Genomic DNA, 17,245 nt, shown 5'->3' on the forward strand with positions numbered 1-17,245 from the left:
TTCACTTAACTCTACATATTACTAATTTTTAAAACATCATTTCATGGAAAAGACTTTGTTATTAGATTTCCCGACCGCATCATTAATCAGCCCGTTCGCGGAGAGGGTACAGGCGCATACAACACAATGGGCCTTGCAATTTGAATTGATCAGCGAAGAAAAAGTGCCGTTCTTTGATAAGGCCAAATTCGGCTGGTACGCCGCCAGGGAATATCCCGAGGCCTCTTATGCAGAGATCTGTATCGTGGGCGACCTGATCGCCTGGTTGTTTACCGTTGATGATAAATGCGACCGTGCTTCATCCAACTCCACAGCCGCAGCAACCCTCAAGGCTATGTTTGAAGGTTTCATCCATATCATCCGCCAAGAAGGGCGTTTGTACTCGATGGAACACCGTATCCTGAACAGGAGCTTGGAAAACATCATGCACCGTTTCGAAGCGGTAAGCAACCCGGCGTTATTCCGCGCATTCGGGGAAGAGATGATTTCCTATTTCGAAGAATGCCTTTGGGAAGTTGATATGCAGCTTGAAGAACATGAGCCCAATATCAAGGAATACCTACAATGGCGGCCCAAAACCGGCTTCTACATTATGTTCCCGTTGATTAGCATCTTCCATCAACTGGATATCCCCAGGGAAGTATACCAGCATCCCAATTTAAAACAAGCAGAATTGCTCTTGAACCTGACTGCCAACCTGGCCAATGATCTCCATTCCATGGAGCGGGAAAAAGCGCTTAAAACCAAGGGACTGAACCTCGTATTTATTTACGAAAGGGAATTGCATCTTAGTTTGGAAGAAGCGGTTGATAAAATTTATGATGAATACTTCAGGAATTTGGATACGATCGATCAACTGTTAACCGGTATGCCATCATACGGTGCAGCCATTGATCGCCAACTGAAAATATATATCGATGGACTTTACACCGTTATAAAAGCTTATTTTGACTGGGCCTTGGTAGATACCACCCGTTATAAAAATGGGCATTAATATTACCCGGGTTCGCGGCAAAGGCTTCAAAGCTAATAAGCGGTAATTGTCGTAACTGGCTTACGAACTCAACCAAATTTACCTAGCAAGTAGGTAGTTTTTCAGGGAGGTGCGTGCTGATCACCGTAAATAATTCGCTGAAACTCAAGGGTTTCCCCAGGTAAGCGCAAGCGCCGAGGGACATCAAAGTTGTGGCTTCATTTACGTTGTAATTATTAAACGCATCTCCCGATATAATAACCACGGGAATTTGCGCGATTGCAGGCGTGGTTTTGGCGTGAACAAGAAATTCTTTTCCATCCATTACCGGCATATGCATATCGGAGATTATAATATCGGGTTTAAGTTCTACGGCCAATACGAGCGCTTCCTTACCATTGCGGCAAACCTGTGTTGTTATACCCAACTTTTGTAAAAAACGCACCAATATTTGTTGATTCATAAGGTTATCATCGATAACAAGCACTTTCTTTCCATCGAAGGAAGGCAGTTGGTTAGGCAAGGAAGAGGGTACTTGCTGCGGCATGTCTGTACTGTATTCAATGGGCATATTAAAGCTGAAGGTGGTTGCCCCGTCCTTACAATAAACATCTATTTGCCCGCCGAGTAGCTCCACGAGTTGCTTTACCAGGTAAAGCCCCACCCCGGTTCCTTCCACCAAGGTGTTCCTTTCCGAAGCAAATACTTCGAACAGGGACTTCATTTTATCGCTTTCTATTTCGCCAAGATTCTTCACGGAGCAATACATTTCACTATTATGCGCCCAGGCAGTTACTTCTACCGTGCTGGGAGACACAGCAAATTTTACCGCGTTAGAAATTAGGTTATTGAGTATTTTTTTAAACAGTATTTCATCACAACTGATACAATCGCCCGGAAGTTTATAATCGAACTGTATACTGATGCCCCGCATCTGCGCGATATATTTGTTCAAGGTAATGCATTGCTCTATGCATTGGCGAATATGAATATTGTCCTTTTTAATATCATAAAACTTACCTGCCTCGATTCTTTTCATATCGAGTACATTATCGATAATATCTTTCGAGAGCCTGCTAGCAGCGAGTAAGTTGGTCACCTCCTGTTCCTGTTCATCGGTAACCTTATTGGAACCGGGCTCTTTCAGGTTCATTTGCATCAACTGCGCGATACCGTAGATACTGTTTAAGGGGGTTTTCAATTCGTGAAAAGTTTCCCTTAAGAAAGCAGCGTGGGCTGCCAATGTCTTATTAGATTTTTTCAAACTACCGAGTAACAATTCTATCTCTTTCACAAATGCGAACATCACGAATAATATAAACACCAGCATACCGCCAGTGGTACAAAGCCGCATGATGAAGGCAGCATTAGTAGATAAAGGAATCGGTACGATAAATTTAAAATATGCATTGACTTGTATGAAGGCTAATAATAAAACAATTGCTATAATAGAATAAATACGCACCTTTTTCTCGGTATAAACGAGGAAAGAGCCGCAAGTCAGGAATATAAGTAAGAAAGCTACAACGACTTCTATCGGGATTGCATTACCGAGCAGGGTTGTCCAATAACCGGCTGCAACATAATGGATCGCGAACATCGTAAAATTGGCCATGTTGTAACGTTTCTTGCTATTGAACGCGATAACGCCCAACATGCCAAAACCTTCCAACATCAAGGGAATAAGGATAAGGAGACTATTTACAAGAAAGAAGAATACAGCTCCCAAACTAAATACCAATGTACTCGTTAAAAAAGATAGCGCGTTGATATATTGGACAGGTCTTCTTCTCCTGGGCTCAAGATTCTCTGTACCGGAGTTACATATGCCGATAAAAAGTTGTTTCAATCGAAATGCCCAATTCATAAATAGATATATTATTTGTTTTGACGTTTACGGGTTAATCCATTACCTGCTACAAAACGGGGAAAGACGGAATGTTCTATTATAAACCTAAAGTTAACAGTTGTTAAATATCAACAAATATGGTCAATTAATTTGATATATAAAATTCTCCGGTTAATTTTTTCTTCAAAAGGATGTTGAATCATTAATACCTTATTGATTTCGATGCATATATATTTAACTTGCAAAAATAATCATTCGTAAAATTACCCTTACCGTATAAAACCCAGGTTTAAATATAATATATTATTTCAGGATCGATTATTCCCTTGTATACGATTCCATCTTTTCATTAATTGTTGGCATACTCAATAATACTTCTAATTGTTACTTCATACGGTGTGATTTTATTCAAACTGTTGATTTCCATTCAAATAATACAAATAATATTTGATATTACCAAGAATTTTATTCTTATATACTTTAACAGGGATGCCTGGCAAGATTACCAAAAGGCTTTCCCTACTACCGTGGTAATAGGGAAAGCTAATGATTATCTTTAAATAATTAAGTGATCAACCGGGTAGGCCGAGGAATTTAAACATCGGTGTTTCAACGAAAGAAGCCACGGCATTACCCGCGTATGTTTCACCGTTTACCAAGCTCAATTTTTTAACGGGAGCGCCCTTGGAAAAATCGATATCCTTAAAATTTACCCAGAAAGTATTGGGTGTTAACGCCGTTTCAAAGAAATAGATCAAATTTTTCTGATCTGCCACGGAACGCCAACGCGTGGTTGAAATATTGGGTTGCCCGGGGGTGCTGATACCGTAAGGGACCGAACAATTTCTAATGACGCTAAAACAACTCGCTACTGCTACTTTCGTGTCTGCCGTCTTCGGAATAGCGTCTATATAAAAAGAAGCGCGTACAAAACGGTCAGAAGCGCGGTTCGTACCTGGTAACATCACGGTTCCGCCTATTTCAGACCAGTATTCATTTAATGCTAATTGCTTATCAAATACCGGCGAATTCGTCATAACGGTATAAGAAATACCATGGTGGATAACAAGTTTTCCATCGAGATATTCAAATACGGCATTATCACCGGTAGCATCCGAAATAGACAGGTGCAAAGTTGCTAACCTATTCATCCCCGGTATGTTATCTGTTACAATGGTAAAGTTTTCCTTTTCTAATTCTGTCACGGCTTCATTCACGGTTGCGAAGTTATCAAGCACGTACTGCACCCAGGCAGCTACGGTTAAGCCCGGCTTTTTCTGATCCCAATGGGGATATTGTGTTTCAACGAGCCAGAGTAGATTCGCAACTAAGCCCTTCTCATTCATCCCGTCCGTAGTAGAGAAATTATATGCTGAAGCTATAACGCTCCCGTACTTAGAAGTCCATTTCAACGAGTTGGGACCAACTTCGCCATTACGGGCAACACCCCTGGGTACAATCCACAAATCTGTTTGGATATCTTCCCGCCAATCCATCGAGCGGGCGGTGATAATTAAGCCGTCGAGTCCTTTATAGACAACGCGGGTACAAGAGTATGCCTTAAAATAGATGTTTGCACAAACAAAGCATGTCAAGGCCAATGTGATTTTCAGGAGCGTTTTCATATGATGCAATTTGTATGCATTTTTAACGTAATTACTATCCAATTGTTCAACAAGTAATTCCTCCCTTAGTTCAACTAAAGTTAACATTTGCTTACTATTATTTAACATGGCCTTAACACATTGGTCACATTAGGCTTCTACTTTAGCGCCCTGTAAAGAATTTGCAGAACACACTTATCATGTATGCACCTGGTTCATACTAAATCATAATACCGTCCAAGAGTTACTTATTACATAAACAACCTTTGTTGAATGAAAAGAATTTTATTGCTGTTCACTGGACTGCAGTTTTGCGCCAGTGGCATGGCGTTTAGTAATGCTATACATACGCATACTAAGCTTATTCCAACCAAGAGCGGGTTTAATACCACGTACCGTCTTAAGCAAGACGTGATCATTGTTCAAGGTCGCGTAACAGACGAGAACGGTGAACCTTTAATCGGCGTAAACATCCGTCCAAAAAATGGCGACAAGGGCGCTATCACCGATGTTAACGGGAAATTTACGTTGCAGCTCTCCGGCCCAACACAAGTAGTGTTTTCATTTCTTGGTTACACGAACAAGGATGTAAAAATTGAAGGTACCCGCGTACTGAATATTCAAATGGTGCCTAGCTCCAAGGATTTGAACGAGGTTGTCGTAACTGCCCTGGGCATCAAAAGAGATCAGAAGGCTTTAGGTTATGCTACGACCGTTCTGAAAAATGAAGATGTAACCGAAGCTATTTCTGGAAACTGGACGGATGCCCTTTCCGGTAAAGTTGCCGGCTTGAACCTGATCCGCTCTAATGGCGGCCCTACCGGTTCGAACAAGATCATCTTAAGAGGAGAAAATAACCTGACCGGGGAAAACGAGGCCCTGATCGTTGTAGACGGCGTGGTGATAAACAGCGGTAGCGGTCGCGCTACGGGCGTTTCCGGTGAAGTGCCGTACGGAACCGGGAGTGATAACATGCCTGCCGACTACGGTACGGGATTAAATGATATCAACCCTGAAGACATTGAAAGCATCACGGTTCTGAAAGGCCCGGGCGCAGCAGCCCTGTATGGCCAGCGAGGTGCTAACGGTGCGATCATCATAACTACGAAATCCGGTAATAGAAAAAATAAAGGCTTGGGTTTAACATTCAATTCCAATGTTGCCCGTGAATCTGTTAACCGTTGGCCTGACCTGCAATTTGAATATGGCCAGGGACTAGACGGCGCCCTTCATTATTCTTACGGCGCCTCGGCAGATGGCAGCAATACGGGAAGTACCAGTTCTGCTTATGGACCTAAGTTCGATGGGCAAATGTTTTTCCAATACGATCCTAAAACGCAAGCGCAAGGCTTAGAAAGAACACCTTGGGTAGCCTATAAAAATAAGGTGAACGATTTCTTCAATCCCGGTGAAACATATACTAACACCTTAAGTATCGACGGGGGTACAGATAAAACAACCGCGCGTTTCTCATTAACCAATGTTTCCAACAGCTGGATCATACCCAATACCGGGTATAAAAGAAACACGGTGGCCATGTCTGTCAATTCCAAGGTAAATGATAAACTTACCATTTCATCGAAAGTTAACTATACCAATAAATGGAGCGACAACCTTCCCAGTACCGGTTACGGCAACCAGTCAATTATGTACTGGTACATTTTCTGGCAACCGAATGCCGATTTGGATTGGCTGCGCAATTACTGGGTAAATGGCCAGGAAAATAAGAAGATTGAATATCCTTACAGTACTTACCCTGAAAATCCTTACGCGGTAGCATATGAATTTATTAATAGTTCTAACCGTCACGTAGTAACAGGAAACGTAACTGCTAACTATCAATTCACGAAGGCATTAGCTTTGCAATTACGCTCATCTATCGATATGAGTTACGAGCAACGTGCGCAAGAAAGGCCATACGATGCAGGTGCGAAATACCCGAAAGGTAGCTACCGGACCCAGAATATCTTCTCCATGGAAGCTAGTTCAGACTTCTTGTTGAAATATCATAAAAACTTCAATAAGAAATTCGACCTTTCGGCAACAGCCGGTGGTAGCATCCTGAGAAATACGTATAATAAAGACGAGGTACGTGCCGACTCGTTAACTTTCCCCGGAGTTTACACGCTATCCAATGCCGCAGGCCCGCTGGTAACAATGCCGTACAGGAGCAAATACGCTATCAATAGTTTTTATGGATTAGTATCCATGGCTTACAAGGAATATTTATTTCTCGATTTAACCTTGCGTCAAGACTGGAGTAGCGTATTGGCAACCCCATATAGAACAACCAATGCAGGATTTATTTATCCTTCCGCAAACTTAAGTTTCGTGCCATCCGATGTATGGAAACTTCCGAAAGAAATCGATTTTGCCAAGTTAAGATTTTCTGTTTCGGGCGTAGGTAGCGGCGGAACGGTACCTTACCGTACCGCTTACAACTATCAATCTGCCGGAAGTTTGTATGACGGTGGCGTAGAAAATCCATCCGTTCTAGCCAACCCTAACTTGAAACCATTACGCACCACAACTTACGAAGTAGGATCAGAAATGCGTTTCCTCGGTAACCGTATCGGGTTCGACATCGCTTTATATAAAAGTAATACCACGGATCAAATCTTGGAGCGTATTATAGACCGGGCTTCAGGCAACCAGAAAGTGGTAATAAATGCAGGTAATGTATTAAACAAGGGTATCGAAATAGCTTTAAACGGAACCCCGGTTAAAACGAGGAGCGGCTTTACGTGGAAAACGGGCATCGTTTTCTCCAGCAATGAAAATAAGATCGTTTCCTTGGCCGATAGCTCCGTCGTATTGCAAACGGGCCCTGTAGGCGGCGGTCAAATCGTTGCCAAAGTGGGAGGAAGCATGGGAGACCTTTATGGAAGGGGCTATGTTCGTTCCCCCGATGGTCAAGTTGTGTACGATCCGCAAACAGGTTTCGCTTTGATCTCCGAAGATGTACAATACCTCGGTAATACCATGCCGAAATTCAAATTAGGTTTCAGTAACGATTTCAGTTATAAGAGATTCCGTGTTCACTTATTATTCGATGCACAATATGGAGCGGTGGCCCATTCGCTGATGCATTATAAAATGGCAGAACAAGGTAAACTGACTAAAACATTACCCGGCCGTTATAATGGAATCATCGGCAACGGCGTCATCCAAGATAAAGACGGTTCATACGTACCGAATAACGTTATCGCGACGGACATCGACGAGTATTACCGCTCCCATTATGGTAGCAACAATGCAGAGGGTAGCACTTTTAGCACGGACTTCATCAAGTTCCGCGAAGCCCGTATCGATTATAGCTTAAGTCCTAAATTATTAAAACGTGTAGGGTTGGAAAAAGCCAGCGTAGGAGTATACGGCCGTAACCTTTATATATGGTCAGATTGGCCAATGTTTGATCCCGAATTTGGTACGCTCAGCGGTACTGATATCATCAGGGGCTTTGAAATCGGCCAGTTCCCTTCTACCAGGACATTTGGATTTAACCTAGTTGTTGGACTTTAATATTATATCTCATGAAGAAGATTCTTTTTAAAATAACCGGCGTAGTGGTCATGTTTGGTATGCTATTGACTTCCTGCACCAAGGATTTCGAAGAAATCAATACAAACCCTAACAATATTCCCGACGTACTTCCACAACAGTTGCTTGCACCGGCCCTGGTAAGTACAATGCGTTACAATCAAATCCGTAACAGGAATTTTAATAACGAGCTGATGCAAGTAACCGTAGATATGAGTGATGCCGATGGTAAAGTATTCAGGTATGATTACAGGAGCACTTGGTCTGATTACTTGTATAACGGTTGGTATTCTGAGCTTGCGAATTTCCGTGATATCTACAATGTTGCTAGCGAAGAATTGAATTATAACAAATCATATATAGGCATCTCCCTAGTTTGCCAATCTTGGATTTATTCCATGTTGACAGATACCTATGGAGACATCCCGTATAGGCAAGCATTGCAAGGAAGGGATTCAGCAGTTTACGAACCTCAATTCGACAAGCAGGAAGATATTTACTTCGATATCTTCAGTAAATTGGAACAAGCTAACTCCTTGCTGGCTTCAAATACCGGCATCAACGGCAACTCGGATCCGGTTTACCATGGCGATATCGCCAAGTGGAGGAAATTCAGCAACTCCTTATACTTGAGGTTGTTGCTCCGTATTTCCGGGAAAGCAGCAGTAACCGATACCTGTGTAAAAAAGATCCAGGAGATCCTTGAAACTAAAACCGGCACATACCCTATCATCTCCAGCAACGAAGAAGCCGCGTTTCTAGAATGGAACGGTGGCGGTCCTTATACCAGCCCTTTGATGACTATCCGCGAACAAGACTACCGCTCCCCGGCAATCTGTAGTTTCTTTATCGATCATTTGGCAACCTGGGATGACCCACGTATCGATATACCAACTTACGGAACCAGCAACATTAACCGTTGGTGCATAGCTCCATCTTCCGGTGCTTACGTAGGTGTACCTAGCGGATACGTGACTGGCGAAACGCCAACCAAGCGTTCTTATTTCTACTCCACATCATCTGCCCGGACCCTGATGAATGATCCGTATACAGGTATTATCATGAACTACGCCGAAATACTGTTCATCAAAGCAGAAGCAGCAGTTAAAGGTTGGATCGGCGGAAATGCTGAAGACTATTACAAAGATGGCATCATCAATAGTATAAAATACTGGTTACCGGATTATGACCTTACAGCAGATGAATATATCATCAAGGCAGATTTGCAATGGAATGAATCCGGCAGCCTAGATGATAAAATGGAGCAAATCCATCTCCAAAAATACTATGCACTATTCTTGGTGGATATGCAGCAATGGTTCGAATACCGCCGTACCGGTCACCCGGCACTTCCTAAAGGACAAGGTTTGAGAAACGATGGCGTTATGCCCGCCAGGATGACTTACCCGGTATATATTCAATCGACCAACCCAACCAATTATAAAGCTGCCGTAGCAGAACAAGGTCCGGATAACATTTCAACGCAAGTATGGTGGCAGAAACCTTAATTCATGAACCATATTTCAATATTCAAACTAGCATAATGAAACATTTTAAAATATTATCACTGCTATTATTTACCATGGTAGCATTCTGGTCTTGCGAAAAAGATAATTACCCGGGTGCCAAGATCAGTCCCTTCATAGCTATTTACGATTTAAAAACACTTTACAAGGGCAATGATGTAAAACTTACAACCGGGAACATGTTCGGTTCAGATTACATTACCGGTGTTGTTGTTTCCGATCATTCAGGGGGTAATATGCCAGAAGGCTTGATCGCGGTTCAAGATAGGCGCAGGTTAAACCAACTTAGGGGAATCGCTATCCCCCTGGGCGATGAAGCTAAAAACTTCCTGCCCGGAGATTCTATCGTAGTAAATGTAAATGGAGCAACTTTAAGTAGGGTAAACGGCATCATGCAATTGTTGGATGTACCTTTAACCAGTATTCAAAAGGTTTCTTCCGGCAATGAAATCCCCGTAAACCGTATCACGACAGCAGACATCATCTCTAATCCCGATAAGTATGAAAGTACTTTGGGGGTAATCGTGAAAGGAGGATTCGATCCCCTTCCCGCACCAACAGATGTTTTAAGCGGCGATAAATTGTTAAATGATGGCTTCGGGGATATTACGCTTCACACGAATGCCAATGCATCTTTTGCCGACAGCGCGATGCCCGTAAGCGCTAATTTCTACGGAATCGTATTTAACAAGATGATCGGGGATTCATTGGCCCCCGTCTTTAACATGCGTAGCGGCGATGATTACGTAACATTAAGCTCAACGATCGAGATTACCCCGATCATTATCACGGGCTTTATTAGTGATGTGAAAGGTGGCGATGGTAATTATGAATACATACAGATGATGGCCACGCAAGATATCGATTTCAGCAAAACGCCGTTCTCGGTTGTTGTTACTAATAATGCGAATGCCTCCACACCTACGGGCTACCCTGCCAACGGGTGGGCAACCGGCGATAAGAGGACTTACAAAATTAATATGTCTAGCGGGTTTGCCGCTAAGGGAACCTTCTTCTATGTTGGTGGAACCGGGAAATCTATCAATGGCTCCGGCTCAACAAGCATCGCCTCTTCTAATTGGATCAGGTCGTATGACTATGTAAACAATGACGGGGATGACTTCGGTAGAAAAACAGGCGGCTTGTTTGCCAATAGCGGAAACGCTTCGGGTTTAGCTGTATTCAGGGGAACCGAGATTACGGTGGATACGAAACCGGTAGATGTAATATTTATTTCATCAGGCGGAAGTTTGTATACTGCCGGTCCCCCGGAAAAAGGCTACAAGATTACCAATACAGACTGGTACGATGTACGCAATCCGATTACGTTGGAAAATCAGCCTTATTATAAAAGCGGCGCCAACACCTTGTGCATGACTTATACCACTAAAGACGTTGGTTACTTCTATGTTCTAGGCGGGGAGTACAACGTGAAACTTGGCAAATGGGTGAAAGCGAGAACACAATCAAACGTGGAATTGACAAAGGAATCTACTTTAATAGAGATAGAAGGGGAAGGTGCGACTATATTAAAGCAATAATAATATCGTTATCAAATGCTAAATAGGAGAAATTTCTTAAAAAACTTGGGCTTAACCGGTTCTTTATTAACCGTTCCAGCCGCGATAGTTAACGCAAATCCATTTTCAAAGAGAGGTCGTATTGACCTCTCTTTGATTAACCTAAAAGGTAAAGTATCTGCAAATGGCAAAGGACTGGCAGGCATAGCTGTTACCGATGGTATAAACATTACACAAACAGACAAAAACGGGAATTATCAACTCACGAGCAACCCTACTGCCGAATTTGTATATATCAGCGTGCCGCGGGGTTACGAGATTCCTAGTGAAAATGGTATCGCGTCCTTTTATAAAAAAATCGATAAAAATAAAGTTGTCCAAACCAACGACTTTCAACTTACCGCATTAACAGTTGACGATACGAACCACAACTTCGTAGTGTGGGCCGATACTCAAATGCGATCAAAAGCTGATTGCGAACTGTTAAAAACACAGTCTGTACCGGATTTACAAGCACTAGTTCAATCGTATCCTAAGGGCACCCCGTTCCACGGCATCGGTTGCGGTGATTTGGTATGGGATAAATTCGAGCTGTTCAAGGATTATAAAGAGGCCATCCAAATGTGCGGAATACCTTTCTATAATGTAATCGGTAACCATGATATGGATATCGAAGCCCGTACTGACGACTTATCTGCAAATACTTTTAAAGATCAATTCGGGCCTACATACTATTCCTTCAACAGGGGCGAGCTACATTATATCGTTTTGGATGATGTATTTTATATAGGTGCAGCCAAGAGGTATATCGGTTACCTTACGGAAAATCAGCTGCAATGGTTAGAGCAAGATTTGGCAACTGTAAAGCCCGGCAGCACCATTATCCTAAGCCTGCACATCCCGACATTTACGGGCGCAGCAAGGAGGGCTAACAAGGATGAAGTGCTCGGCGGTACCGTTTCCAACAGGGAAAAACTGTACAAGATGCTTTCAGGGTTCAAGGTACATATCATGAGCGGCCATACACATTTCAATGATAATTGGGAAGAAGGCGATATCATGGAACATAATCATGGAACGGTTTGCGGTGCATGGTGGACGGGGCCTATTTGTGGCGATGGTACCCCGAGCGGCTACGGCGTTTACGAAGTAACCGGTTCGGATATAAAATGGCATTATAAATCAACGGGTTTACCCAAGGAAAAGCAGCTTCGGATTTATTCTAAAGGTCGCTTAAAAGATGCCCCTGAAGAAATTTCTGCTAACGTATGGAACTACGATCACCGTTGGAAGGTCGAGTGGTTTGAAGATGGAATTGCAAAAGGCGATATGGAACATCGTACTGCCTTAGATCCATGGGCAATAGAATTATACGAAGGTCCGCAATTGCCCAAGAAACATAAGTTCGTGGAACCTACATTAAACGATCATATGTTCTTTGCTAAACCATCAACGGATGCTAAAAAAATTAAGGTTAAAGCAACGGATAGGTTCGGCAACGTGTTTGAAGAGGAAATTTCCATGTAAATTTTACATTATTGTCCGACTAAATTTTCAACGAAAAAACTATCATCGCCTCAAAAGTTCGATTCAATGTCCACCTGCACCTTTCTTTGTACTTTTTTGCTTGCCCAAAAAAGTACAAAGAAAGGGCACAAATTGGCCATCACGGCCGCCAATTTGATCGCGCGATCCAGCTTTTGTACTACTGTGTGGCTCAGCTACGGTTCGCTATTAACAGCGCGAAGTTCCACGGTTCTCTTGGCGGGGGTACACCGGATTATGAATGTATCATCCTTCGCTTATATCCTTGACCAGGTAAGGAATTCAAGTACCTTTAAAGCATTTTTAGTCGGACAACAATGTAAATTTTATATTGAGAGGGCATGTAATCGCATGCCCTACTTTCGCAACATTGACAATATTGACCGGCCCAATTCATAGGGAACTCTTGATTCCTTTGTCTATAAGTATTTAACTCACAGCATTTCAACTTCTATTTCGTCCATAAATAAAACTTGGATATTAATATCCTGATCTCGCCAACCTCACCGTACCAAGAGGCTATTACATAAATTAATTGAATCCTGAAATTAGATAATACCAACAGGGAGCTTGATCGCGATTATCTCTAACAGGGCATTTTCTAAAATCTCCAGGACGATACGCCCTTCCATTACAAGCCCAATCTGAATACATTCACATCACTGTATGTCTAAAGCTAAAAATATCAGCCGCCGGCCAGGCTCAGTTTTTCTTGTTTCCTTTGAATGGCCAACTTCGAAGCATAATATTTTGCAAGAAAATGATACAGTATCAATTCGTGTTTCCGTTGGTTCGATAGTAGCATCCTGTTAACAAACATATGTATATAACTACTCGCTAAGTTCATTTTCTCATCTAGCGCTAATGTTTGCGAACTAAATGCTTGGCGCACTTTTCCAGATCGTTCCTTCAATATAAATATGGCAGCCTCAATCCCGTTATCATTATCCTTCCCGGGGTCGAGGATACTATGCACTTCTAGCTTTTCTTTGCGGTACTTATCATTCAACTGGATCGCCAATTCTTTAGAAGCCCCAAACTCTTGGAAGAAGGCTTCCCTTAACCGGTCCATAAATGATTGTTTCAATGTGAGGGTGAAACCAAAATCTTCCAACAACATATCGATCCCCCTAATAGTTAGCAACCACCGGTACCGCTCCCCTTCTTCTTCATTCAATAAGCTAATCAGTCCTAAAGCGCAATCGCTATCTGCTTCAAATATCTCTTCACTCATTTCCATGGTAGCATCACCATATCTCTCCAGCTCCCTTTCGTAAGTATCCAATTGAATTTTATGATATAATCCCTTGAAATCTTCCCGGTTCAACAGGTTGTAAAATTTCTCAACGATCCGCTGCCCGAATTGCTTATCAGATGGATGGTAAAACCGGAGTCTCAGGTGATGCCCCGGATCGTTATACCTTATGTAAAACCATTTCTCCATTACATGCTCCCTTTTCAATTCTTGTACCAGGGGCCAAACCGCTTCCTTTAACAAGTCCTCCAAACCGCGTGAACCCGCGTAAATCTTTAAATACAACCATTCCGATCCCGGCCAAAATGTTCTCTTAATCACCGGGACATCCTGGATTCCCGGCGGCGCGGGAGCCTTGAATAAAGGATTATGCATCGGGATAATCAATTCATTACAGAAAGTTCCGGCCTCTCCTTCAACCCAACACTGATCCTCCACCTGTAAAAACTCTTGCAACTTGGTTACATCGTACTTCATCACCTGCTTAGCCAGTACATGCAATGAAAATTCGCTTTCGAGGTCAACCAACAATTCATTATCTCCTTCCGCGATAACAATTTTAGATGGCCATCCGAATTGTTTAGCGAGTTCCTGTATTTTTTCAATTATAGCTGCCGTATCATTTTTCTTAATCCCCTCAAACTCCGACTTTTTTATGATCCAAGTTCTTTTGCTTAAAATCAATTTCCCATAACTCACCCTTGGAAAATAGTTTACATCGAATGGTAATTGCCATTGCCAAGAATAGCCCCTAGGTAAACCTTGATATTGCAAATCGCAAAGAAATTTATATACGGGTAAACCATGTTGAAAATTGTGGGCAGTGCTCATCCTCGGTATGATATATTTACCGGTACTTTTTGATCTCAACCAAACTTTTCCCTTTACCACTTTCACAAGTAAATCGTCTAACTTGATTTGATGTGGTTGCGGTGCTTGACTATTGGCAAGGTAAACGATTTCATAGGTCCTAAGATTTGGCCTGGCAAGGATATTACCTGTCCTCGATTCGGGCAAGTGTACTACTTCTGCCAAAATACAACCATCATAAGCGGTTGCTTCCCTTTCCAAACTGTCCTTAACAAAAGTTTCCAGTACGGGCAGACCGTGGCAGAACCTACCCAATAAATTCGCGGTGGAGGGGCCTCCGCAAGCACTTAAATCGAACTTAAAATGACCATTGTCGATCGAACTAGCCGATTGCCCTAACAATTTCCCGATAGCATAAATACTACTTGGAATATTTTCCGGTTCTATTTGTTTAAACCTCGTAATATCATTTCGGGAGATGCATACCTCCGCAGCATTATCCCTGGTTGCTTCCATGTATAATTGCACCTGGAACTTCATCCATTCATCGTTCAAGGTCGGCCTGCTTCCCGTCTTAGCTGGCACAACAAGATCATCAACTAGTGGAGTATGATCTGCATTACCCGCAATATAGGCCCCGTACCCGACGCCGGCCTCCGCATCCAGGGCTTCGGCCAAGGATACTTCACGTTCTTCGTAGCGTGTTGAAAATGCTGTACAAAAAGCCTCTAGATCAGGATTCGAAACAATGGGGCTAGTTAGTAACAACTCCTGGAGGCTAGCTGTAATTTCATCTAAAACATTTTTATTTATGTTATGCCCATCCGTTGCCAGGTAAAGATCGGTTTGTAATAAATCTTTGCTTTCCGTTCCCGGCAACAAGCCCCTTACCAGCTTATTAATTTCCCTGAAATGCAGGATGGAAGGACTTTCAAGTAGTTTTTCAACAGTTTTCAGCGTATGGCATAAGCGCTCTCCTCCTTTCAGACCGGCTAGCTTACCGATCAAGACCTGGAAAAATTCAGGCCCCGTAATACTCGGCTCCAGTTCACTGAGCAGCACTTGGGAGCCTATTAATTCCGATATAAAATCATCCACTTCACTTTTAGAGATATCCTCTACAATATCAAAAACACATTGCCGGATATCTTTCAACATCGCGCCATGCTCTACGAAGTTTAAAATGGCATCCAAATAACTGCTGGATTGTACAGCGGTAAGATGGTAATTACGAATTTTATTCTGAATCGAGTAAGTGGCATATCTCCAACGGTCAGCGCTCCTGTATAAGCTAGTATTGGGGAAGTACTTTAACTGTTCGCGGATGATGGGATCATCCACTATGGCCTTGACAAGTTCTCCCACGTAATTCATATCGAGCCTCGTCCGTTTGAGATGATTGCCGGTAGATTTCAGATATACATCGGTTCGGGCGCCCACCTGCAACACTTGGCAACCTGCGAACATGCCATACGGAGTACTCCTGGAACTCATCCTATCGAGGTAGCGAACCAGGGCAACCTGTAGCTTCAATTCATCCTTCTTAGAAAACTCTGCACCACCTTGCCATCTTTCCCATTCTTGATATAATTCTGGGGATGCTAAATAGATCGCTTCTTGCATATCTCCAGATGCAAAAAGCTCCCCGAGCTTAATCTTGATATTACCGGCTGACCAATCACGAACTTGTGCAACTGATTGAATGGGTAACAAGGGCGTTCTAACAACTACGTAATTTTCAGCAGAAATCATGCGCATTCACAATGGTTGAAAACTGAAATTACGATGAACAACCGAAAAAGCATATCCCGTAAAAAGGGGATTTAGTCTATTTTAAAAAAATCACGTTTTTACGGGATCATTTTCTTTAACCTTTCTTCCTAATTTTAATTATTCGCTTGCTTCATTTTAACCCGGACTCGATTAACCCGCTATAGATAAATTAGGATAATCTATTGTTTCATAAAAATCAATTAGTCATGAAAAAGACACCCGCTAAAAAATTGACGCTCAACAAGGTAACAGTTGCTAATTTAAGTTCACAAGTAAAAGAACGTGGAGACTTAAAAGCGCCTACCTACACCGGTTGTAGCTTGTTCGCAAAATGTGAACCTCCCGCTACAAAAACAACCTGCGCTTAACAAGGGCAGGAACATCTAATCATTTATTTGTCTAACCTGTAAAAGTATCTTTCCATGAAAAAGATGATTGAAAAAAAACTGAACCTCGGCAAAATTAAAGTAGCTGACCTGAGTAAAAAAACGAATAGTTCCGGCGAACAATTCATCACTCAAATAGGCTGCACAGGGGCTTCGGTTAAAATTACCTGTATTAGTCAAGGTGCGCCAATTTGCAGTGAAGACAGCTGCAGGTTCTAATATAATTATTCCTCGTTCACTGAAATATTACTCATATGAAAAAGTCGGTAGAAAAAAAGTTGCACCTGGGAAAAATCAAAGTGGCTAACTTTTCATCCCCGGTTCTTCAAGGGAATGCCCTGTTACAAACAGCTAATACTTGCAGTACGGTTTGTTCCTTTAGAATCTGCGATGCAAATACCAGTCAAACTGCCCCGGTATGCAGCGTAGATTCTTGTAGGTACTAGCATCCGGTTTGTTTTACC

Annotated in this window: 11 protein-coding genes; 8 read left to right on the plus strand and 3 right to left on the minus strand. The window is 42.4% G+C overall.

Annotation, left to right across the window (positions count from 1 at the left end; genetic code table 11):
• Window positions 1-43: 43 nt before the first annotated feature.
• Window positions 44-994 (plus strand): terpene synthase family protein, encoded by a 951-nt coding sequence (locus tag COR50_RS19555; protein ID WP_098195562.1) that lies wholly within the window; start codon window positions 44-46, stop codon window positions 992-994.
• An 82-nt stretch (window positions 995-1,076) separates the two neighbouring features.
• Here the strand turns inward: COR50_RS19555 and COR50_RS19560 are convergent, their stop codons facing one another.
• Complete coding sequence (locus tag COR50_RS19560) at window positions 1,077-2,840, minus strand: hybrid sensor histidine kinase/response regulator (protein ID WP_098195563.1); 1,764 nt, start codon at window positions 2,838-2,840, stop codon at window positions 1,077-1,079.
• 554 nt (window positions 2,841-3,394) lie between these two features.
• On the minus strand, window positions 3,395-4,447 hold the full coding sequence (locus COR50_RS19565) for a linear amide C-N hydrolase (protein ID WP_098196327.1): 1,053 nt from the start codon (window positions 4,445-4,447) through the stop codon (window positions 3,395-3,397).
• A 252-nt stretch (window positions 4,448-4,699) separates the two neighbouring features.
• Here COR50_RS19565 and COR50_RS19570 point away from each other — a divergent pair, with 252 nt between their 5' ends.
• Genes COR50_RS19570 through COR50_RS19585 form a run of 4 tightly spaced genes read left to right on the plus strand, consistent with a single transcriptional unit; the run spans window position 4,700 to window position 12,539 of the window.
• Window positions 4,700-7,948 (plus strand): SusC/RagA family TonB-linked outer membrane protein, encoded by a 3,249-nt coding sequence (locus COR50_RS19570; protein ID WP_198405712.1) that lies wholly within the window; start codon window positions 4,700-4,702, stop codon window positions 7,946-7,948.
• Window positions 7,949-7,959: 11 nt separating this feature from the next.
• Window positions 7,960-9,474 (plus strand): SusD/RagB family nutrient-binding outer membrane lipoprotein, encoded by a 1,515-nt coding sequence (locus COR50_RS19575; RefSeq protein ID WP_098195564.1) that lies wholly within the window; start codon window positions 7,960-7,962, stop codon window positions 9,472-9,474.
• 35 nt (window positions 9,475-9,509) lie between these two features.
• Complete coding sequence (locus COR50_RS19580) at window positions 9,510-11,033, plus strand: DUF5689 domain-containing protein (RefSeq protein ID WP_198405713.1); 1,524 nt, start codon at window positions 9,510-9,512, stop codon at window positions 11,031-11,033.
• 15 nt (window positions 11,034-11,048) lie between these two features.
• Window positions 11,049-12,539: a calcineurin-like phosphoesterase C-terminal domain-containing protein gene (locus tag COR50_RS19585; RefSeq protein ID WP_098195565.1), complete on the plus strand. Its 1,491-nt coding sequence runs from the start codon at window positions 11,049-11,051 to the stop codon at window positions 12,537-12,539.
• Window positions 12,540-13,242: 703 nt separating this feature from the next.
• Here the strand turns inward: COR50_RS19585 and COR50_RS19595 are convergent.
• Window positions 13,243-16,380 carry a lantibiotic dehydratase gene (locus COR50_RS19595; protein ID WP_098195567.1) on the minus strand — a complete coding sequence of 1,046 codons (3,138 nt, stop codon included), beginning with the start codon at window positions 16,378-16,380 and terminating at the stop codon, window positions 13,243-13,245.
• 221 nt (window positions 16,381-16,601) lie between these two features.
• Here COR50_RS19595 and COR50_RS22370 point away from each other — a divergent pair, with 221 nt between their 5' ends.
• From COR50_RS22370 to COR50_RS19605, 3 genes are read left to right on the plus strand one after another with little or no spacing between them, the layout of a single operon-like run.
• Window positions 16,602-16,763, plus strand: a complete 162-nt coding sequence (locus COR50_RS22370) for a class I lanthipeptide (protein ID WP_157761016.1) — start codon at window positions 16,602-16,604, stop codon at window positions 16,761-16,763.
• Window positions 16,764-16,817: 54 nt separating this feature from the next.
• The gene (locus COR50_RS19600) at window positions 16,818-17,000 is read left to right on the plus strand and encodes a hypothetical protein (protein WP_098195568.1); all 183 of its coding nucleotides are present in this window, start codon (window positions 16,818-16,820) and stop codon (window positions 16,998-17,000) included.
• A gap of 35 nt (window positions 17,001-17,035) precedes the next feature.
• The gene (locus COR50_RS19605) at window positions 17,036-17,227 is read left to right on the plus strand and encodes a hypothetical protein (RefSeq protein ID WP_098195569.1); all 192 of its coding nucleotides are present in this window, start codon (window positions 17,036-17,038) and stop codon (window positions 17,225-17,227) included.
• The last annotated feature ends 18 nt before the right edge of the window (window positions 17,228-17,245 follow it).

Origin of the sequence: Chitinophaga caeni, assembly GCF_002557795.1 — a bacterium.
Taxonomy (GTDB): Bacteria; Bacteroidota; Bacteroidia; order Chitinophagales; family Chitinophagaceae; genus Chitinophaga; species Chitinophaga caeni.